The 21,235-nt window shown below is 42.0% G+C and carries 20 protein-coding genes and 1 pseudogene; all 21 read right to left on the reverse strand.

Annotated features, from left to right (window positions below; genetic code table 11):
* Positions 1-129: 129 nt before the first annotated feature.
* The gene (locus AAC073_RS13070) at positions 130-291 is read right to left on the reverse strand and encodes an efflux RND transporter permease subunit (protein ID WP_316928104.1); all 162 of its coding nucleotides are present in this window, start codon (positions 289-291) and stop codon (positions 130-132) included.
* A gap of 130 nt (positions 292-421) precedes the next feature.
* Positions 422-634: pseudogene (locus tag AAC073_RS13075) on the reverse strand (hypothetical protein); the annotation flags it as partial.
* 1,196 nt (positions 635-1,830) lie between these two features.
* The gene (locus AAC073_RS13080) at positions 1,831-2,040 is read right to left on the reverse strand and encodes a heavy-metal-associated domain-containing protein (protein ID WP_339924259.1); all 210 of its coding nucleotides are present in this window, start codon (positions 2,038-2,040) and stop codon (positions 1,831-1,833) included.
* Between the two features lie 33 nt (positions 2,041-2,073).
* The gene (locus AAC073_RS13085) at positions 2,074-4,338 is read right to left on the reverse strand and encodes a heavy metal translocating P-type ATPase (protein WP_339924260.1); all 2,265 of its coding nucleotides are present in this window, start codon (positions 4,336-4,338) and stop codon (positions 2,074-2,076) included.
* A 139-nt stretch (positions 4,339-4,477) separates the two neighbouring features.
* Entirely contained in the window at positions 4,478-5,050 is a 573-nt protein-coding gene (locus tag AAC073_RS13090) for a helix-turn-helix transcriptional regulator (protein ID WP_339924261.1), read from the reverse strand.
* A gap of 122 nt (positions 5,051-5,172) precedes the next feature.
* The gene (locus AAC073_RS13095) at positions 5,173-5,625 is read right to left on the reverse strand and encodes a hypothetical protein (RefSeq protein WP_339924262.1); all 453 of its coding nucleotides are present in this window, start codon (positions 5,623-5,625) and stop codon (positions 5,173-5,175) included.
* Positions 5,626-5,780: 155 nt separating this feature from the next.
* Positions 5,781-6,416: a DUF2911 domain-containing protein gene (locus tag AAC073_RS13100; RefSeq protein WP_339924263.1), complete on the reverse strand. Its 636-nt coding sequence runs from the start codon at positions 6,414-6,416 to the stop codon at positions 5,781-5,783.
* Positions 6,417-6,421: 5 nt separating this feature from the next.
* Positions 6,422-7,195, reverse strand: a complete 774-nt coding sequence (locus AAC073_RS13105; protein ID WP_339924264.1) for a DUF6503 family protein — start codon at positions 7,193-7,195, stop codon at positions 6,422-6,424.
* Positions 7,186-7,635: a hypothetical protein gene (locus tag AAC073_RS13110; RefSeq protein WP_339924265.1), complete on the reverse strand. Its 450-nt coding sequence runs from the start codon at positions 7,633-7,635 to the stop codon at positions 7,186-7,188. The genes AAC073_RS13105 and AAC073_RS13110 overlap by 10 nt, the downstream gene beginning before the upstream one ends.
* 25 nt (positions 7,636-7,660) lie before the next feature.
* Positions 7,661-8,713: a class I fructose-bisphosphate aldolase gene (locus AAC073_RS13115; RefSeq protein WP_339924266.1), complete on the reverse strand. Its 1,053-nt coding sequence runs from the start codon at positions 8,711-8,713 to the stop codon at positions 7,661-7,663.
* Between the two features lie 24 nt (positions 8,714-8,737).
* Positions 8,738-9,973 carry an MFS transporter gene (locus AAC073_RS13120; protein ID WP_339924267.1) on the reverse strand — a complete coding sequence of 412 codons (1,236 nt, stop codon included), beginning with the start codon at positions 9,971-9,973 and terminating at the stop codon, positions 8,738-8,740.
* Positions 9,973-12,060 carry a copper-translocating P-type ATPase gene (locus AAC073_RS13125; protein WP_073094036.1) on the reverse strand — a complete coding sequence of 696 codons (2,088 nt, stop codon included), beginning with the start codon at positions 12,058-12,060 and terminating at the stop codon, positions 9,973-9,975. Before AAC073_RS13125 ends, AAC073_RS13120 begins: the two co-directional genes overlap by 1 nt.
* A 12-nt stretch (positions 12,061-12,072) precedes the next feature.
* A complete protein-coding gene (locus tag AAC073_RS13130; RefSeq protein WP_339711960.1) occupies positions 12,073-12,804 on the reverse strand; it encodes a PPK2 family polyphosphate kinase in 732 nt (243 codons plus the stop codon).
* Between the two features lie 6 nt (positions 12,805-12,810).
* Positions 12,811-13,500 (reverse strand): hypothetical protein, encoded by a 690-nt coding sequence (locus AAC073_RS13135; protein WP_073094038.1) that lies wholly within the window; start codon positions 13,498-13,500, stop codon positions 12,811-12,813.
* Positions 13,493-14,476, reverse strand: a complete 984-nt coding sequence (locus AAC073_RS13140) for a ribose-phosphate pyrophosphokinase (RefSeq protein ID WP_339924268.1) — start codon at positions 14,474-14,476, stop codon at positions 13,493-13,495. The genes AAC073_RS13135 and AAC073_RS13140 overlap by 8 nt, the downstream gene beginning before the upstream one ends.
* Positions 14,394-15,833 (reverse strand): thymidine phosphorylase family protein, encoded by a 1,440-nt coding sequence (locus tag AAC073_RS13145; RefSeq protein WP_339924269.1) that lies wholly within the window; start codon positions 15,831-15,833, stop codon positions 14,394-14,396. Before AAC073_RS13145 ends, AAC073_RS13140 begins: the two co-directional genes overlap by 83 nt.
* A gap of 80 nt (positions 15,834-15,913) precedes the next feature.
* Entirely contained in the window at positions 15,914-17,284 is a 1,371-nt protein-coding gene (locus AAC073_RS13150; protein WP_339924270.1) for an MBL fold metallo-hydrolase, read from the reverse strand.
* 19 nt (positions 17,285-17,303) lie between these two features.
* Positions 17,304-18,158, reverse strand: a complete 855-nt coding sequence (locus AAC073_RS13155) for a restriction endonuclease (protein ID WP_339924271.1) — start codon at positions 18,156-18,158, stop codon at positions 17,304-17,306.
* 161 nt (positions 18,159-18,319) lie between these two features.
* Complete coding sequence (locus tag AAC073_RS13160; protein WP_073094043.1) at positions 18,320-18,862, reverse strand: hypothetical protein; 543 nt, start codon at positions 18,860-18,862, stop codon at positions 18,320-18,322.
* The gene (locus tag AAC073_RS13165; protein WP_339924272.1) at positions 18,849-20,216 is read right to left on the reverse strand and encodes a dicarboxylate/amino acid:cation symporter; all 1,368 of its coding nucleotides are present in this window, start codon (positions 20,214-20,216) and stop codon (positions 18,849-18,851) included. Before AAC073_RS13165 ends, AAC073_RS13160 begins: the two co-directional genes overlap by 14 nt.
* Positions 20,216-21,232: a type II glyceraldehyde-3-phosphate dehydrogenase gene (locus AAC073_RS13170; protein WP_339924273.1), complete on the reverse strand. Its 1,017-nt coding sequence runs from the start codon at positions 21,230-21,232 to the stop codon at positions 20,216-20,218. Before AAC073_RS13170 ends, AAC073_RS13165 begins: the two co-directional genes overlap by 1 nt.
* Positions 21,233-21,235 lie beyond the last annotated feature (3 nt).

The following is a 21,235-nucleotide window of genomic DNA, read 5'->3' on the forward strand; positions in this document are numbered from 1 at the left end:
TATCAGAAAATCTGTCTTTTCTAAAAACAACATCTCACCAGTATTTTATGGAAAATTAATTACTAGATGATTTATAAAATAAACTCCAGCGAATTTCCCTGAGGTATTTTGATTAAAGAAATTATTGAATTATTGAACAATAGATTTTCGCTTGTTTACCAACTCATACAGACATAGAATTACGATCAGATTTAGCAAGGTTTTTGCAAGTAAGCCTCCTAATATAACAATAGCCATTGGGCTCTGAATCTCATTTCCAGCCTCTCCATCTTTTAGTGCCAAGGGAATCAATGCCTGCTAGATAGTTAATGCTCTCGTTAGAATAGGATTGAGACGATCCATTGCCCCTTTAAGCAAGGGTTCAGAACCCTCTTCCCCATCCTTTCAGGTCTTCATATCTAGATACGAGAAGTTTTCCATTTCAAGTTGCAATATCAAATACGCTGATAAAACTAATGGTAGTAGCAATACTGATGACACCTAAAGTAAAGTAGACAATCAGAATTCCACCAATGAGTGCTAAAGGTAAACTAAGCAACACCACCAAGAGAAGCTTGATCTCTTGAAACTCGTAATACAGCAACAGGACAATTATTAAAACGGCCATACCTGCATTGGTTAATAGTAATTGAGAAGCTTTATGCTCACTCTTAAATTGTCCGTCATATTCTACACGATACCTATCAGGAACTGGATTTGATCTCCTATGATTTGTTGAATATCATTGACAACACTTCTAAGGTCTCTACCTTGTACATTTGCGGCAATTACAATTTCACAGTGAACGTTTTCTTGGCTTCTTGACAAAGGGCTAATAGATTCTTTAGCTATCGACAGTTATATTAACAACGAAGAGTCTGTATTGATAAATGAAGCCACTGGTTGTGGAAAAGCTTTATTGCTTCAGAATTGGGACATCAGGCTTGTGATAGGGGAACAAAGTCATCTTCTTTAATGGTCAGAAACTTATTTAACATACAAAAATGGCACGCTTGAAAGAAACCATATACCAGCTTCTAAACAAAATACCCTAAACCTATTTGCTTGTCCTATAAAATTCTGGGTTGACCCATATGGATGAACAACACCAAATGGATCTGAAGGAAATAATAGAAGAAAGGCATATACAAAATCCTACAATATATAGTGAGTCAATTACCATTAGGAAGTTTGTTTGATTCACATAAAGTGAAGCCACTATTGCTGATGCAATTTTGTATCGGTTGATACATTTCTCTCAAAGAATTGAACTCAAAAGTGAAAGTCTTAAAAAATTAAAGGAATTTTGTCAAACTGGCCTTTTTTCGTTACAAAAATATAAGTGGGGGCAATATCACCGTTGGAGGAGTCAACATCAGTATTTTCAATACAGCAATATTAAAGCACTCTCTATTTTTCTAGTTTCTTCATTAGAAACAAAAATAGCACCGAGTCGTAACCCGATGCTATCTAAATTTATTCTTAAAATCTGTAACATCTATTCAGGACTAGTCATTTTGAAAAATTATATGAATAGCTCTTTCAATGGTGGGATGTTAGATTTTCGGAAAAAAATCCAAAAGAAGTCACTTTTGGCAAGCTAATAATTCTACATCAAGAATCAAGGCAAAACTCAGAAACACCAGCCAGTAATGGTTGGCCTAGATCGTCCTATTAAAATTAGCCGCGATAACACAACTTTGTCTGATTTTTCAGTATGGAAATCGAGCTGCTATACACGTTTATAAATTAAAACATAATGAATATAAACTTAATGAATTATCGATGCCCGCCTAAAAGCCTTTCTGGGAGGATATTGAGAATTAGTGGCAGATGAGTCTTTAAGTTGCCCTATATAGCCTCAGCATTAAAACCCGCTTTCTGCACTGTTTTCTTTACTTCTTCGGCATTCAATTTTGACGTCTCCACTGTAAGCACACGGTTTTCACTCTTAAGGTTAACGTCCCATTTTTCAATCTCCTTTTCCTCATTCAGAAATGGGGTCACTTTTGACAAACACCCACCGCAATTGATATTAGTTTTAAATTTTAAAGTATTCATGATTTGTCTATTTAAAGTTTGAAAATTTAAATTTTAAATTTTAGTTGTTTTCAGTCGTAAACTATTGGCTACTACCGATACCGAACTGAAGGCCATGGCCATACCGGCAATCATAGGGTCAAGTAAAAAGCCATTGATAGGGTATAAAAGACCGGCAGCAATTGGGATGCCAATGATGTTGTAAATAAACGCCCAAAAAAGGTTTTGACATATTCCCAAAACCGTCTTTCTAGAGAGGTTCAACGCTTTAGGTATGGACTGCAGATCTGAAGTGATTAAGGTTATTTTAGCCACATCCATTGCAATATCAGATCCATGGCCCATTGCGATACTCACATCGGCTTGAGCCAGGGCCTGTGAGTCATTGATACCATCTCCAACCATTGCCACAATCATTCCTTTGGCTTGTAACTCCTTTACAAAATCAGCTTTGTCCGAAGGCAAAACTTCTGCTTTGAAGTGCTGAAGTCCTACCTGTTTTGCTACCGCAGCAGCCGTCTGCTGATTATCCCCAGTAAGCATATATACGTCAATATTTCTGTTCTGAAGGGTCTCAATAGCTTTCTTAGATGTTTCTTTGATCTTATCGGCAATGGCTAGCACTGCTAATGCCTGATTTTTATTAGCAAAAAAGACCACTGTTTTGGCTTCTTCACGCAGTGCTTTTGCTTTTTTATCCAGATCACCACTGATGGTTACTTTATTCTCAGCTAATAATTTTTGATTACCAACATAGAACATGGTACCCTCAACATCTATTGCCTGAACTCCACGACCGGTAACGCTATTGAACTGAGAGATACTTGCGGATTTAATACCTTCGTCTTTTAACCTCTGCACTACGGCCTCTGCCAGCGGGTGTTCGGATTGCGATTCAACCTCCAGCAGTATAGGCTTGAGTTTCTCCGCTTGGTCTTTGCTTTCCCAAATCACGTCAGTTACCACAGGTCTTCCTTCCGTGATGGTACCTGTTTTATCTAACACAACCGCATTTACTTTATGACCTAACTCCAAACTTTCGGCATCCTTAATCAGAATATTATTCTCTGCTCCCTTTCCCACACCTACCATAATAGCCGTTGGGGTAGCCAGCCCCAAAGCACAGGGACAGGCAATCACCAGCACGGCTACCGAAGTAAGCAAGGCATGGGTAAAGGCATCATCTCCACCTACCAACATCCAGGTGATAAAGGTCACGATGGAAATAGCCATGACTACCGGTACAAATATTCCTGCTATTTTATCTACCAGCTTTTGCACCGGGGCCTTACTTCCCTGGGCTTCTTGCACCATTTTGATTATTTGGGCAAGCAAAGTTTCACCGGCTACTTTTTCAGCCGTAAAGCGAAAGCTACCTTTCTGGTTGACCGTCCCTGCAAATACTTTTTCACCTTTGGTTTTCTCCACCGGTATGGGTTCTCCTGTAATCATGCTTTCATCCACAAAAGAATTTCCCTCGGCCACTTCACCATCTACAGGTATCTTCTCCCCCGGACGAACCAAAATGGTATAACCCACCTCAACCGAGGCAATGGGCATTTCCACTTCCTCTCCATCCACGATCACTTTCAATGTTTTGGGCTGTAAACCCATTAGTTTTTTGATGGCAGAAGAAGTATTGGATTTTGCTTTTTCCTCCAATACTTTTCCCAGTGAGATGAAAGTGATGATTACGGTAGCCGCTTCATAATACACATGTGGATGTATGCCCCTATTGTGCCAAAACTCAGGAAATAAGGTATTGAACAAGCTGAAAATGAATGCAATCCCCGTACTCAGGGCCACCAACGTATCCATGTTAGCCTTCCCGTGCCTGGCTTGTTTATAGGCATTAATGAAAAAACTTCTGCCAAACCAGAATAAAACCGGAATGGTAAATGCCAGAGAAATCCATCTGCCCGGCATCCAGTCCATGTAGAACATGCCCAGAATGAATACCGGTAGCGTTAATATAGCAGACCAAATGGTGCGTCTTTTTACTTCCTGGTAATGCTTTTCCTGAAGCTCCTGCTGCGCTTCTGATGGATTTTCAGCGTCTACAATCAAATCATAACCAACTGACTGTAGCGCCTTACGCAAATCCTCTGAGGTGAGTGAATCGTTATATTCTACTAATACCGAACTATTAGCGAAATTGACACTTGCCTTGGCCACACCTTCAGTATGGGTAAGGATGGACTCCACGCTGGAGGCACATGAGGCGCAAGTCATCCCCGTTACAGGAAAGGATTTTTTTAGTGTCTTGTCCATCTTTTTAGATGGTCTTCTTTTTGGTTCAATAATATCTATGGCTTCCATATATCATTTTTTAATCTATATGTTCTGAGATGAACAATACAAATTTCGGAAGTGCAAAAGGAATAAGTACTATAGGATTTGCTGAAGGTTTTACAAAATTGTCAGTATGCCGAGCACACGGGATTTGAATATTGAATAATTATATGTTATCCAATGTGTTTCTTTTTCTATCAATAGTACTTTTAAACTGAGAAGGTGTCATACCAGTGACTTTTTTAAATTGACTACTTAAATGTGCCGAACTGCTGTATCCTAACTGAAAGGCGATTTGGCTCAGTGTAAGTTCATCATAGATCAGCAATTCCTTAATGCGTTCAATTTTTTGGCGAATAATATATTGCTCCAGGGTGATACTTTCTACAGAAGAAAAAAGCATGCCGAGATATTTATAGTCATAGTTGAGTTGGTCAGCGATAAAATCAGCCCATTTCACATCTAAAACTTCCTGTGAATGATGAATCTTTTGAACAATCAAATTTTTCATCTGCTCTATCAGTCTGCTTTTGCGATCATCTATAAGCGAAAAACCTACTGTTTCCAGCCCTTCATTTAACCTGCTATTTTCCTCATCCCCTAATCCTTCTTTGAGTTCAATCTCACCCAATTCCACATTTTGAAAGGGTATCTCCAATTCTTCCATGAGTTGCTTAACCGCTGTTATACAGCGCGGGCAAACCATATTTTTCACGTGTAATTTTCTGCTCTCTATCATCTCAATATTGTAATGGCACTTGAATAAATAAACACTATTTTAAGCGATATGATTTATAAAATCCGGTGTTTGATGTATGAAATTATGAGACTACATTTAAATGCAGCCACTCTGAATTTTGTTTATCGGGTATCTCTGGTAGAAATAATTTTGTGTGTGATAATAAAACTCAGTATTGGATTTACCACAATCGCCAAAAAAGGAGAAAGCCCTACCTCCAAAACTGGTACAATAGGCATCTTTTCATTGTAACTCCAGAAATTAAGTTCAATAGCTACCCATTCCGCTACGAATGCAAACAAACCAGCTATTAGAAGTACAGTAACAATTGTTTTGAAATTGAAATTACGAATCCAACACCTATCTTTAAGTACCACAGCCACAAGGCCATATATGATAAATTTAAGTACCACATCCCCGATGGTGCATCCTAGAAAATAGATGCTTTTCATAAAGTAATTATACTCTTCATATAGGCCTGCATGAAGGTTTTCCCAGATAAAATTTAGCACAAAGGCTATCAGGGAAATCCAAATTATCAGACTTTTACGTGTAGGATTATGGGGTTCATTCATAAAAAAATCAGGATCAACCTGCATATAAGGCTGACCCTGATGCTTAAATATCTCACAAAAATAAACCTACAGAAAATATCCCATGACCCTGTACCTCCATAATGAGCGATATCAGGATAAGCGTGTATGTGATTTTGAAGTTCATTTCAGGGTGTTTATTCGTTTACCTTAAAGTCGAAGCTAATGCGCACCTTTTCCCATTCCAGTGAGATTTGTCCTCCATCATCATCTTTTGCTACGGTATAAGTCAGCTCTTCTTTTACTTCGGGCAGCTCTTCCGGTGATACGGAAAATCTCATCACATCCTTATCAGCTGAGTACTCGTCCGCACCGTGCTGGTCCCAGTTTTTGTTAAGTATGATCGTCCATTCTGCCTTTCCGGGAATGGTAAAAAAGGCATATTTCCCTTTTGGGAGTTCCTGCCCATTGATGAGCAGCTCTTTGTTTGTGTCCAGCCAGGTGGCCTTATGTGCCCCTGAAACCCATATTTCATCGTAGGCCACCAGTCCACCAAAAATAACCCGGCCTCTAACACGTGGAGAGGAGTAATCGATATGCACATGAGCGTCATTTATCATGGCCATGGCACTGGTATGAGGGCTTTTAGGCTTCCCTTCACTTTCACTTGCTCCTTCTTTAGCCATATCATGCCCCTCATGTTCATCAGAAGCTTTTGAGGCTGGGTGTTCATGGGCATCATCATGGCCCTCTTTTTGGGAATCAGAAGTTTGACTTGTGCATCCGGAAAAAATGAACGCGGCTATTGTAAGAGTGTAGATTAGTTTTTTCATAGGTTTTAATTGTTATTTAGTTTAACGATTACATTTTTCAAATCAATATCTGAGAGCTTCTCAAGCTTATCTTGCTGATAGTACTCATCTATTTCTGAAAGCTTGAATTCAACACCTTTTTTGGGTTTGTAATTGAAGTAATCCTGGATTTGGATACCATTGATATCCCTGGGATTGGTTGCTTCCCGGAAGCGAATACCACCACCATTGGTTTGGTATTCATAAGCAAAATAGTCCAGAATGTAGTCCTCACTATCGAACCAATAGATAAATACATCCTCGAAATCTTCTCCGCCCCCCTCTTGTCTAAATGTTACTTGAATTTTATGATATTCTTTGTCAAGAACATTGACTTTGCCGAGATAATTTTTGATTACCGAAGCGTCATTTAGCCTGTAGGGTAAAAATGCGAAGTAGATGACGGAATTTACCGAATTAGCGTAGGCATTTTGCCTTGCTGCCACAAGTTCCTGCACTTTACCGTTGATGTAGCGTGTAAGGCCATTATTGGTAAGCACGTCAAGGGTTTCTGTTCCGGTGCTGTCGATATGGAGACGGGTGCATTCAAACTGATTTTCATTCATTTTATAACTATAGGATCTGTCCCTAAAATCAAAGGCTGCTTCCGCATTAGCTAATAAATGAAGATTGCTTCTGGCAATGGCAGAGTCTACTACTGCCTGTGCCTTAGGGTCAGTTGTTGTGCTAGCTGATGGATTACAGCCGACAAAGAGTAGGCCCAGAAGAATGCCTAAATAGCTGTTGTACTTTATTTGCATCCTCTTGAAAATTGCAGGTGAACGATCTTCCGCATATCTTCCTCTACCTGCATGGAAAGGGTTACCAATCCGGCAGAATTAATTTGCTGGCCTTGCATCTCGCCCTTAATCAAATAATTGCCTTGCAATAATGCCATCTCTTTGTTGACCAGAGATTCAGCAACTTCAACAGAGAATGTCATCTCCTGCATCTCCTCAATTTCTTTTCCCAAATGACCGTCTCTGTAGTGCTCCCAGGAATCATCAACCGATCCCTGTTCGTATATCTTAGCTTTGGAAGAAAAAACCGCGTTCAACGAATCCAGATTTTTATCGTTTACTGAACTGACAAACAAGTCCAGCACTTCGTTGGCTGTATTTTTGGGTTTGACTGAATCATTGCAAGAAATCATTAGTACTGATAAAGCCAAAATAGCGGTGGTAAATGTTTTTTTCATCATAGATTATTGGGTTAGTTATAAATATTTAAGCAATAGTGATTTTTTCATCCAGGTAAACCTGCTGGATCAGATTAAGCAGTTCAACACCTTCGTTTCTAGGTCTTTGAAATGCTTTTCTTCCTGAGATAAGGCCCATTCCTCCGGCTCGTTTATTAATAACAGCCGTTTTTACAGCTTCAGCATAGTCCGAATCACCGGATGATGCCCCTCCCGAGTTGATCAGGCCTATCTTGCCCATGTAACAGTTGGCTACCTGGTAGCGGCACAGATCAATTGGATGATCCGAAGTATATTTCTCATACATTTCTTTAGAAGTCTTACCAAAATCCAAAGCCTTAAAACCGCCATTTGTTTCAGGCACCTTTTGTTTGATAATATCTGCCTGAATGGTCACTCCCAGATGGTTGGCCTGGCCTGTGAGGTCAGCGGCTGTATGGTAATCCTTGTCCTTGGTTTTGAAGGCTTCATTTCGGGTATAACACCACAAGATAGTGGCCATCCCTAATTCATGGGCATAAGCAAAGGCTTCTGAAATTTCACGGATCTGCCGGTTTGACTCTGCCGACCCAAAGTATACGGTAGCCCCAATGGCGCAAGCCCCCATATTCCAGGCATCCTTTACCGTTCCAAATAAAATCTGGTCATGCTTGTTGGGATAGGTTAGAAGCTCATTATGGTTGATTTTTACGATATAAGGAATTTTATGCGCATACTTTCGGGCGTTAAGCCCTAATACACCAAAGGTAGAGGCTACACCGTTACAACCTGCTTCCAAACCAAGCTGTACAATATTCTCCGGGTCAAAGTAGTCCGGATTGGGGCCAAAAGCACTCCCAGCGGAATGTTCAATACCCTGATCTACCGGAAGAATTGACAAGTAGCCCGTGCCTGCCAGGTTACCACTATTATACAATCTTGATAGTGAATTAAGCACCTGCGGATTTCTGTTTGTATTCAGAAAAACCTGATCCAGATAATCCGGTCCGGGTATGGTAAGCCTTGTTTTGTCAAAGGTTTTGCAGCTGTACTCTAACAGGTATTCAGCCTGATCTCCTAAATATTCATTTATCTTTTTCATATCCATTCTATTTACAGTTGACAATTATTGACGTTTTGTACTTGTAGATTTTAACCTCGGGACGACCAGAACGGTTACAAGTAGTAATACTGTTCCGATGATCGGGTATGGCCAGGATTTGCCAAAGGTGTACAACCAAATACCCAAAATAGGCCCCAGTACCTGACCGATGCTATTAACAGATGTTTGTAGCGAAAGATTAGCTCCGGTATGATTTTTATCAATGAAAGAAATCATAGCGATAAGATTTGGCGTAACCATGGCTCCTCCTACCGCAAAAACGATGATCATAGCGTAGACAAACAAGTTGTGTATCCAGAAAGAAAAAGCGAACATGGCCAATGAGGCTATTGCAAAGCCGATAAATAGTTGTGTGTTTATAGACAATTTTTTCTCATCAAGACTGGCAAAGAGGGGCTGTAGTGCCGCCATGATCAAACCACAAAGCATAAAGCCCAGGCCTATCTGTGAAGTAGTAAAAGTAAGGACATCCTTAGCGTATACGGAAAAGACCGTTTCAAAAAAGGTAACTGCTAATTGAATAACCAACGACATCAGTAACAGTAATATAAAATCTAATCTGATGCTCAATCTTGATTGCTGTACTTCTTGTAGAATATCAAGGTTACGTCTTTCGGGATTTTTCAACCATCCGATGGTTAGAAACAAAATCAATACCCCTAATAATGCCACCGCAAGGAAAGGAACGCTGAATTTATCTAGCAGTAAATGCCCGAAGCTGGTATTAAAATGCAGGTTGGTTTGAGCGAGATAACCACCGATCATCGGCCCGGCTATCACTCCCGTACTTACAGCCACCCCGGACCATGCCAAGACTTTCCTTCGCTGCATGCTGTTGGTAATGTCACTGAGGTAAGCATTACCAACGGGGATAACCGAAGATGAGAAGATCCCTCCAAGGATACGGGCCATGTACAGCATGGTTAAAGAAGTAGCCAGGCCGGTTAATGCCTGCATAACAACAAAACCTGTCAGTCCCATAATGATGAGTAGTTTACGACCGAAACGGTCGGATAACTTACCCCAAACTACCGCAAATAATAGTTGAAAAAATGGGTATATGCTGGTAAGGATACCAATGTGATAGTTGATATCCTCATCCGCCACTACACCGGACTTTAAAGCAAGTCTTTCCGTATAGTAGGGTAAAACGGGCAGCAGTACGCCATACCCGCTCATAACCACAAAAATACTCAACAGGACAATTATTATCCTGCCAAGAATTTCTCTATTACCCATTACTTGTTACCAATTTTTTTCTTTAAAAGTTGGGCATTGATTGCCACTATAATGGTACTCAAACTCATAAATACCGCACCTACCGCAGGCCCCAATACAAAACCGGAAGTGTAAAGAACACCTGCTGCTAACGGAATGGCAACCGCGTTGTATCCCGTAGCCCATATCAGGTTTTGGATCATCTTATTGTAAGTAGCTTTTCCAAACAGGATCAGATTGGCAATGTCTTGCGGGTTGCTATTGACCAAAATAATGTCGGCTGTTTCGGCCGCTACATCGGTGCCTGAGCCCACGGCAATACCTACGTTGGCCTGTGCCAGTGCAGGCGCATCGTTCACCCCATCACCGGTCATAGCGACAAATTCATTCTTAGCTTGTAGGTCTTTTACGATTTCAACCTTCTGGTGTGGCAATACCTCTGAGTAGTATCCGTCCAGGCCTAGTTCTTCACTTACTGCTTTGGCGACTGTTTCATTGTCACCGGTAGCCATCATCACTTTAATGTTATTGTTTTTGAACACTTTAATTGCCTGGGCACTTTCCGGCCTGATCTCATCGGCCAGGGCGATGTACCCGGCCAGTTTATTATCCACCAGCACAAATACAACTGTCTCCGCAGCACTGCTGTAGGCACCATCAGGTAGGGAAATATTCTCATCTTTCAGATAACCCGGGCTCACTACTTTTACATCTTTTCCTTCCACTTTTGCTTCTACCCCTTTACCGGTAATGGCATTGAAGTTTTCCGGTTTGGGTACGGCTATGTCTTTCTCTTTTACTTTTTTGATAATACCAACGGCAATAGGATGTTCCGAACTTTGCTCCAAAGCACTGGAAAGCCGAAGTAGTTCGTCTGCCTCAAATTGCTGATCTACCGCTTCTACACGGGTAACGCCAAAATCGCCTTTGGTCAGGGTTCCGGTTTTATCAAAAACGAGGGCCGAGATCTTTCTTGATTCCTCAAAAGCAGTCCTGTTTCTAATCAGCAGACCATTCTGTGCCGAAACCGCAGTGGATATGGCTACCACTAATGGTATGGCTAAGCCAAGCGCATGCGGACAAGCAATGACCATGACGGTAACCATTCTTTCCAGGGCATATACGAAAGGAAAGCCTAAAAACAACCAGGTAGCCAGCGTACCAAAACCAATGGCCAATGCAATATAGGTAAGCCACTTGGCGGCACGGTCTGACAAATTCTGCATTTTTGACTTAGACTTTTGCGCATCTTGTACCAGCGTAATTACCTTATTGAGGTAGCTGTCTTTACCTGTATGCTCTACTTTTACTTTTAGTGAGCCATTGCCATTGAGTGACCCTCCGATTACTTTATTCTCAAGGCCTTTTTTTACCGGTTTGGATTCCCCGGTCAGCATAGACTCATTCAGGTAACTTTCCCCCTCTACGATAATGCCATCAGCCGGAACTTTTTCACCGGGTTTAATCAAAATAATATCATCTTTTTGCAAGTCTTCCAGCTTCACATCTTCTACCGTGTCACCTTTGACCCGATGCGCTTCTGAGGGCATCATGCTTACCAATAACTGCAGGGCTTTTGAAGCTCCCAGTACGGATTTCATTTCCAGCCAGTGGCCGAGTAGCATGATATCAATCAGGGTGGCCAGTTCCCAAAAAAAGTCTTCTCCTTCAAGGCCGAACACTGTTGCGGAACTATAAAAATAGGCAACACTAATGGCCATGGATATTAAAGTCATCATGCCCGGGGCACCTTCCTTCAGCTCATCCTTCAATCCTTTCAGAAAAGGCCAGCCTCCGTAAAAATAAACGATGGTAGAAAGCCCGAACAGAATGTAAGCATTGCCCGGCAGCAGCCACTCATAACCGAAAAATCCCTGGATCATTGGCGAAAAAACAAGTATAGGGACAGTGAGTACCAGCGATATCCAGAATCGCTTTTTGAAGTCCTCTATCATCATTTTATGATGATCATGTCCCATTTCACCATGCCCGGGGTTGTGACCCGAATGACTACTATGCCCATGTCCTTCATGTCCGGAATGATCTTCATGCTTTTTACTTTCTTCGTGCTTATGGTGTGTGTGATTATGCTCTTTATGATTTTCCATAATGACTATTTTTTATTTGTTCGGGTATTTCAGATTTAGTTTTTCAAGCTGTTCGGCTAAAATTTTAGCTGCTGTATAATTACGAAACCAGCGCTTATCTGCTGGGATGATGTGCCAGGGCAGATGGTCGCAGGCATTCAATATGGTATGATACGTTTTCCTGTAGTCATCCCATTTTTTTGGGATAAGTTCATCTTCTTTGGCATATTTCCATCGTTTGTGCGGTTTTGTCTTACGCTCCTCAATACGCTTTACCTGCTCGTTAGCCGATAGGTGTAGATAAAACTTTAAAATCAATGTATTATTTGCCATCAAGTGATGCTCCAATTCGTTAATCAAATTGACGCGATGCTCCAGTACATCCTCTGACAAGCTTTTGTTTGTTGTTGGTACCAAAATGTCTTCATAGTATGACCTGTTAAATACCCTGATCATACCTTTCTGGGGAAAATGTGGATAAACGCGCCATAAAAAGTCATGTTTGAGCTCATCAATTGTGGGTTTCTTAAACGATGTTACCTGCACGCCCTGCGGGTTCATGCCGCTAAAAGCGTGACGGATCGTACCATCCTTTCCGGAGGTATCAAGCCCCTGCAAGACAATGAGCATGCTGTATCTTCCATCGGCATAGAACTTATTCTGCAACTGAAAAAGCTCCTTTCGGAGTTTTTTCAAGGCTTTCTTTGTTTCCGCCTTATCGGCATCTTCCGGTGGCAGTGTTGATATGTGTTCTAACTCAACCATCTGCTTTTATTCAATTTCTTTTGCGTTCTGTTCATATTTCATGGTAAACCAGGCCCCATCATCCTCTGTAAACTGCTGACGTTGCAATACGAAATCGTTAGTCAGGTATTCTTCCACGACATAGTTTATCGTTTTAATACGGATTCCCATCATGTATGCTTCAATAACAGCCTCACTACTTATTTTTACTGATTGGTTCACTACCTCCTTTTTCCTGTTTTTTATGGTGACCAGGCTTTTGGATCCGAAAAAACTTAACACCCCGGATTCAACACTCATCTTCAAATGAATATCTTTTAATTCTTCTCCTTTACCCAGTTCATACAGTTGCTGAAAGTCTTCTGAAGTGACATCCACTTTTATCTTCTCGTCATCCGGATCAGTAAAAGGAAATACATTCAATAGCACATCAAACTCATTGGGATTGCACTTATATGTGGTCGTGTACTTTTCCGTAAGCCGGCCGCTTTCGTCATAGAGCTCGGTTATTACCTTTATCCGATAAGTTTTACCCTGCTGCTCTAACTCACCCGTTAAAAATATCTGCTTGCCCTGCAGGTCTCCATTTTGATCATAGTTTTCACGTACTATTCTTTTTTGCGCTATTTGCTGAATGAACATTTCTTTCTCCTGACCATACAAAATTGCAGGGGCAAGTTGCAGACACGCTATTAAGGTGAGTAGCGCACTACGCATGATGCTTCATCAGTTGGTTAATCTCTTTTGCCAGAATATCTGAAAGGTCAATCTGATTACTTTCATGCGGGATGGTATTGCACGTTACGACCTGTTGTACCCCTGCATTTTTTAGATCCGCATAGGCTGAGCCCGCAAATACGGCATGTACCCCAACACAAACCGGTGGGTGCATTCCGGCTTTTTTTAAATGGCCGACTGTCTCTATCATCGTTCTGGCGGTGGAAATTATATCATCCACCAATACCGGGGTGTGGTCTTTGTATTTTGCTACATCGGGGACGGACACTTCCACATCCCTGTCACCATGCCTTACTTTCTCTAACACGGTAAAAGGTGCCCCGGCTTCTTCTGCTACCTGGGAAACCCATTGCTCACTTTCACTATCCGGGCCGATGAATACCGGCTTTTCAATATTATCGCTCACCCATTTTGAAATGTGTGATGCCGCATGGATCAGTTTATTAGGTACGGTGTAAATCTCACTTAACGAACTTCTACGGTGAAGGTGTGGGTCAACGGTGGTCAATGTTTCTGCAAAACCTGATATCAATTCAGCAAAATACGTAGACGTGATGCCTTCTCCTGGATTAAACTGTTTATCCTGACGCATGTATGCCAGATAAGGCGCTACCAGGCACGTACAGGCAGCACCAAGTTCTTTGGCTGTCTTACTTAAAAAGTACAGGGGCAGCAATTTGGTATCCGGCTCATGCAGCGTACATACCATTACCACACATTTGTCTTTTACCTCAGAGTGAATCTGCACATAACTTTCTCCATCGGGAAACTGCCGGATGGTTGCCTCTCCCTTTTCAGCCTTGAGGTGCCTGGCTATTTTTTTAGTAAGATCTTCGTTGCCCGATAAGGCAAAAACTATCATTTCCATATTTTTAAGTCGCTTTGATTTTAATAATTTGTTTTTGTGTATCCAGGTAAGAAAGGGCGTATTCAAGCTCTCCTTGTGACTCAGCATGGATTTCAAACAGGGTATCGTTCTCTTCCACATGAGTACACAATGGTGTAAGCAGCAAAATGCCTGCTGTCATAGCACCGGGAGCACCGGCCAGCTTAGCCACTTTGGCCAGTCTACGGTTATCAATTTCTGAAACTACTCCACTTGCTGCGGATCTAATCCTATGCTTATGGGGCGCTACCTCAGGTTCCCTGAAAAAACCTTGTGCCTCGCAGATAGCAGTGAATTTTTTGTAGGCAGCTCCACTTTTCAAAACTCTCAAAGCTTCAAGAGTGCCTGACCCTTCGGCTGCTTTTCCTCCCATTTCCAGTAATCTGCCTGCCAGTATTACTGCTCTTTCTCGCAGGTCATCAGGTGCATTGTTTTCATTTCTCAAGACGGATAAAACATCCTTAGCTTCCAAGGCAGGCCCTATACCCCTCCCCACAGGTTGTGACCCATCGGTGAGCACGATATCAATATTCAGCCCGATGGCTTTGCCTACCGCAACCATCTTTTCTGACAGATGCTCAGCAGCCTCCTGCGACCGCACCTTAGCCGTAGCTCCAACAGGAATATCAATCACCACATCGGTAGAACCTGCTGCCGCCTTTTTAGAAAGCACGGAAGCGATCATCTGCCCTTCGCTATCAATATCCAAAGCTTTTTCTACACGGATGAGTATATCATCAGCCGGACTTAGCTGTACTGATCCGCCCCAGGCAAGGCAACCGCCTTCCTGTTCCACGACATTTTTCATTTGCCCGGTGGTGAGATTTACGTTGGTGACTACCTCCATGGTGTCAGCAGTACCGGCAGGAGAAGTAATGGCACGGGAAGAAGTTTTAGGGATGGTCAACCCGGCTGCGGCAACAATAGACACTACCAATGGAGTAGTTCTGTTACCGGGCAAGCCACCTATGCAGTGTTTATCATAAACTTTATCCTTGCCCCAGTCCAATTTGAAACCCACATTGATCATAGAACGGGTCAGGGCAATCACTTCGTCCTGATTTAATGAGTTCCCTGTGCTGGAAGCCAGAAAAGCCGACAATTGAATATTAGATAAGTTACGATTGACGATATCGCCAATGATCCTGTCAAACTCGGCCTGGTTCAGTCGGTGTCCATAAATTTTCTTACGGACATCACTCATGGAATCCAGGGCATCCAAATGGCTCAGCCTAAGCAAGTCACCTTCTTTAGTATCCAGGGCTTCAATGGCGGCATCAGAAAGGCCCAATTGATCGTGACTTAATTGTGACTCATCATCCCAAACGATAAGAGATGCTACGATAGTTTTTTCTCCTTTTGTAACTTTTATACGATTTAAAGCCTCAAACCCTTCCGATATACAAACCGGGCAGTCCTTACGCATAAATACCATATATTCGTTTCGAGCATCTATGCCTAATCTTACTAGTTTTAATACGTTATGCCGGGTATCCTTTGCTTCCATCACAATTCTACCTTTTGATTAAGTTGTGGGATATCTGTTTGCCATCCTTTATTATCTTCCAGGGCTTTTGACAAAGCTTCTGCCTGCTCTGCTTCCCCATGAATAATAAACACCTTTTCGGGTTGTTTTTTAATTTCAGAGAGCCAATCAATCAAATCGTTTTGATCACCATGTGCACTCAGTCCTTCAATGTGTTCCATCTGCATGTTGAATGGCAGCCATTTGCCATACACTTTAATTTCTTTTGCACCTTCAAGTAGCTTTCTTCCTCTTGTTCCTTCTGCCTGATAGCCTACAAAAAGTAGGGTGTCGTTACTATTGCCTGATCTTGTTTCCATGTAGTTGAGTATTCGTCCGCCCGTCATCATACCGCTACCTGCAATGACGATCTTGGATTTATTGTCTTCACGCAGTGCCAGGGTTTCCCGATAGTTGCTCACTACCTGAAAATGAGAACACATTTCATCACATTCTTCCGGCTTAAGCTTGTGCCAGTCCCGCGAGGCATGGAAGAGATGAAGTACATTGGCACCCATCGGACTGTCCATGATCATTGGTATTTTTGGAATCCTTTTCTCCTTCAAAAGCCTCCAAAGCATTAGCATCATGAGCTGAGTGCGCTCTACGGCAAAACTGGGAATGAACAAGCTTCCTCCACGCTCTACCGTTTCGTTGACTATACGTTCCAGTTCCGGGACAATACTTTCTTCTTCAGGATGAATCCTTCCTCCATAGGTGGATTCAATAAGCAGGACATCCGCTTTTTCAGGCTTTTTTGGCGTATACAAAAGCAAATCTTTTTTTCTGCCAATATCACCTGAAAACACCAGGCGGCTATCGTTGGTCTCTACTTCAATAAAAGTTGATCCGATGATATGGCCATTGTATTGCCACCTTACTTTAAAGTCTTCTTCTATCACATGCCACTTTCCTTCTGAAACAGGGTTAAAAAGTGGGATTGTTTTTTCAACGTCTTTAAGGTCATAAAAAGCCTCTGCCGGATGGTGTTTGCTATATCCTTCTTTATTGGCTCTGGCAGCCTCCTCTTCCTGAATTTTAGCACTGTCTTTTAGTATAATTTCAGCGATCTTGAGGGTGGGCGCACTTCCATATATTTTGCCTTTGAAGCCTAATTTCACCAAGCGGGCCAGGTAGCCTGTGTGATCAAGGTGCCCATGGGTAAGTACCACCGCGTCAATAGATGCCGGGACATACTCGGGTGGCTCCCAATTGAGCAGTCTCAGTTCTTTTAATCCCTGAAAAACACCGCAATCCACCATCAGCTTTTTACTTCCGGTTTCAAGCAAATATTTGGATCCTGTAACGGTACCAGCCGCACCTAAAAATTTTATGGTTATTTTTTCTTTCATCTTTAAATACAAATCATTTTTAATAGACCGCCTTGCTTGAACAAATTTCGTTTCCTTCTTTAAGTATCCCTCTGATCCGTTTATCAGTTATTCCTATTTCATTAAGCATCTTTGGCTTGTCACAAAGCTCCTTGCAGAGTACTACCATCTTATCAATCAACTGTTGCTTTTCGGATTTGGTAAGCGTAGTGAGGCAGGTGATAGGATGTAAACCGGACAAATTAATCCGTTCACTTAAACTTCCTTGTTGGGGATAATCCCAGCCTATGAGAATCAAACCGGAACATTTACCATATTGAATGGCATCTTCGGTGAACCGGGTATTGGTCACCACCCAACCCTGATGAAACTTAGTAGCATGATCTTTACGTTTCTGCCATTGCTTTTTTACATCTTCAAACCGGGATTTTATATAGAGTGGAATTTTTACATCGCACTTATAACCTTGCCGATTATGGAATTTGCACTCTACCATAAAGTGCTTATTATCCTTTTCGGCCTCCACATCTATTTCGTGAGTCACACAATGGCCCTGAATGATCACACCTACTTTAGTGCGGTATCCCTGGTGTTTGAGAATTTCACCAATGAACTTTTCAAAGGGGTATCCTGATGGTCCCAGCTCTAAAATAGCCTGCTTGGTTTTGTACCTTCCTGCGACAGGTTTTGAGTACTTCCTGAGCATGGAAAAGGCCTGACTGTATATTTTTTTTGTAGACATTCCATCAACAAGCTGCGCTTCAATCTCACTCACAATCCGATCAATAACGGCAGAAACTGCCCCTGCCTTTTCAAGGGATTGCCTGAGTTTGGTTGATGAAAATGGAGCTTTTTCTCCGGAAGCCTTGGTTATTAAAACGGTCTTTTCTGGCATTCAATCTACTTTAACAATTGAATGTTAAAGTTAGAATTTTACACTCGGAGGTATTTATGATATCTCACTTTCGATGTACGAAATTACGCTATTCAAGTCAGTCTCTGATCACTAGTTGAACACCTAAAATCAAGCCTTACATAAGGCTTGATTTATTAGTTTCACGTATAGTATCTAATAAGATCTTCCTGATAAATCCAGAAAAATTTACTTATATCAAAGTAGTTCAAAGGAGCCAGCTTGTGCTTTGATTTCATCCCTTGAACTACTGCACTGTACTCTAAATAATCATCGGGAGAAAAACAACTTTGAGAACAAGCTTCAGCAATTTTCAAAGAATGGCTGTTCCATAGTGGAAAGTAAGTTGGAGCATGAACTGCGCAATATCTGGAGGCAAATTCTATGTTTTCATAATCTATATTGCTGTTCCCGTTTTGAGCAATACTAACTGCAATTAATAGCTCACCTTGACCTAACGAACTATCAATTTGCAATTTTTTGATATTATTTTGGAAACCACACCTTATGAAATAATCAGCTCTATCATGGTTGGCCACTGCCATCACCTTTTCTTTGATCACATCAATATTCTGATTGCCCGGTCGGAACCTGATGAAATTGATGAGTTTTTTATCAGTAAGAAAGTAGCCACGAATATCTTTAATATGGTTGATATGTTCCTCTATCATCTTATCCATCTTCATTATCAGCTATTGAGGTTTTATGAGTCATCTTGTTTTTGGTAATGCTACCATACCATTGATTGAAAACCACACAAGCAGTCAGATCTCCCGTTACGTTTACTGCCGTTCGGAACATACCCAACAAGCGCTCCACCCCAATAATGATGATGATACCTTCAGCAGGAATACCTGCACTACCAAGTACGGATGCCAGAATAACTACACCTCCACCAGGAATGGCCGGAGTTCCTATTGAAGCTGCAACAATGGTTACTATTACCACAATGATGTTCAACAAGCTCATCTCCAGCCCATACGCCTGGGCGATAAATAAAGTGGTTATGGTTTGATAAAGTGCTGTACCATCCATGTTGACGGTAGCGCCTATAGGGATAATAAAGTTGCTGATTGCGGGATCAACTTTCAGTTTTTCTTCTGCTGTTTGCAATGAGAGTGGCATAACCGCTGCTGAACTGGTGGTGGAAAAAGCCAGGAGTTGAGCGTCTCTGATCTTTCCCAAGAATTTTAGCGGGTTCCTGCGGCCTAACAAACTCACCATCATCAGGTATATGCCTACTAAAATTAGTAAACCTGCCAAGACTACTATCACGTAATAACCTAGTCCGGCAAGGGAGCTTAGACCTACACTGGATGTAAGCTGAGCCATGAGACCAAAAACTGCTATGGGTACTAAAATCATGGCCCACTTAACTACTGTCATACAAATTTCCTGTACAGCACTCAGCAATAACTTCACAGGTTTCAGCAGATTATCTGGCAATGATAATACTGCCACTCCAATAATAATGGTAAAGATGACAATGCTCAACATTTCCCCGCTTACCATTGAGGCCAGCGGGTTTTCAGGCAGCAGATCGGTAATAATGCCCGGCATATCATTGATGTCAAACGATAATTCAGCATTTTCTTCGCCTGCCGACAGTACTGCTTCATGCTCGGCTGCTGCCTGTTCATGCAGGTAGCTGCCCGGTTTAAAAACGGTGGCAAGAAGGGTTCCTATACTCACGGAGATAATGGTGGTAGCCACAAAATAAAGTAAAACACCACCTCCCAGTTTTTTCAGGTTGTCTTTGTCATTACTGGCGATACCAGTAATGATAGAGGCCACGATTAACGGGATCATGATCATTTGCACGAGCTTAAGAAAGAGCATGCCGGGCAGGGCCAGCCAGTTACCTAAAACATCGGCAGTGGCTTTGCTCACCCATCCATTTTGTGGGCTTAAAAGAAGACCAAAACCCACTCCTAAGAAAAGTGCAATGAGTACCTTTAACCAGAGCTTACCTGCTACCAGTTTTTGAAGATAGGTATTAAGTGATTTGAGAGATTTTATTTCTGTATCAAACAAGCTCATTATATAATCCCTAAACTTTCATTCGTCTTTTTAATAGAGCTTACTGCGCTTTTCTCTATTCCCGTCAATGCCCTTATAGCATCAATTGTTTCCGGTATAACAATGGCCTGGTTATCCACCACATAAGCGTAATAGAGTTCATCTCCCTCGACTTTAAGCATATCTTGCCAAAGGGCTACTTCATACATATCGCCCCAGGGTCGTCCCATATCCAGGTACTTTTCTTTGATCGTATTATTGGAAACCAGACCATCGCTGTAATTGATCAAGTTGATTCGCGTAGATGTCTGAAATGCTTCTATCACCTCTTTTTTATCAGCTTTCCGGGTAAGGCGGACATTCCAATAATGCAGGTGGCTAAGGGTTTGAGGTACTTTCACCGCCATGGTTACTACATCCAGTTCAGAGTCCACGCTCTGAGCGTCCGGTCCCTGGTGGCTGGGAATATCTTTCTCCGGAACGAGTGTATTCATGATGCCCCCTAAATGGCTTTCCCAAGGATCTGTAGCCCTGCGTAGCAGTGTACCACGAGCACTTTGCAACAACCCTACTTTTTTGAGAGCAGTAAGCGTACGCAAAATGGAGGTGGTGTTACAGGAGACCACCCGGGTACTGTCCCGGTTCAGGGCGGAGGCATAGTTATTTTCCGCACTAAAGGAGTGACCGGTAGTTTCGTGTTTTTCTCCACCTTGCAGGATAAATTTTATTCCCTGCTCCTTATATATTTTTACATTTTGTGCGGCTATCTTCTTTGGCGTACAATCTACCACCAGGTGAGCAACCCCTAATAGGTCTGCCATATTACCAGCCAGGGGAATACCGGCCTTTTGCATGTAACCACTGGCATCTTCGGTAGCTGCATAAACAGGGTATCCTTTCTTTACCGCAGCTTGAATGCGCCAGTCGCTGATCACATCACATACCCCGGCTAATTCCATATCGTCTTGTCGCGCGATTGCATCGGCTACTCTTTTGCCGATTACGCCATATCCTATAAGTGCTATTTTCTTTTTCATCTT

The organism is uncultured Cyclobacterium sp. (assembly GCF_963977555.1).
GTDB lineage: Bacteria > Bacteroidota > Bacteroidia > Cytophagales > Cyclobacteriaceae > Cyclobacterium.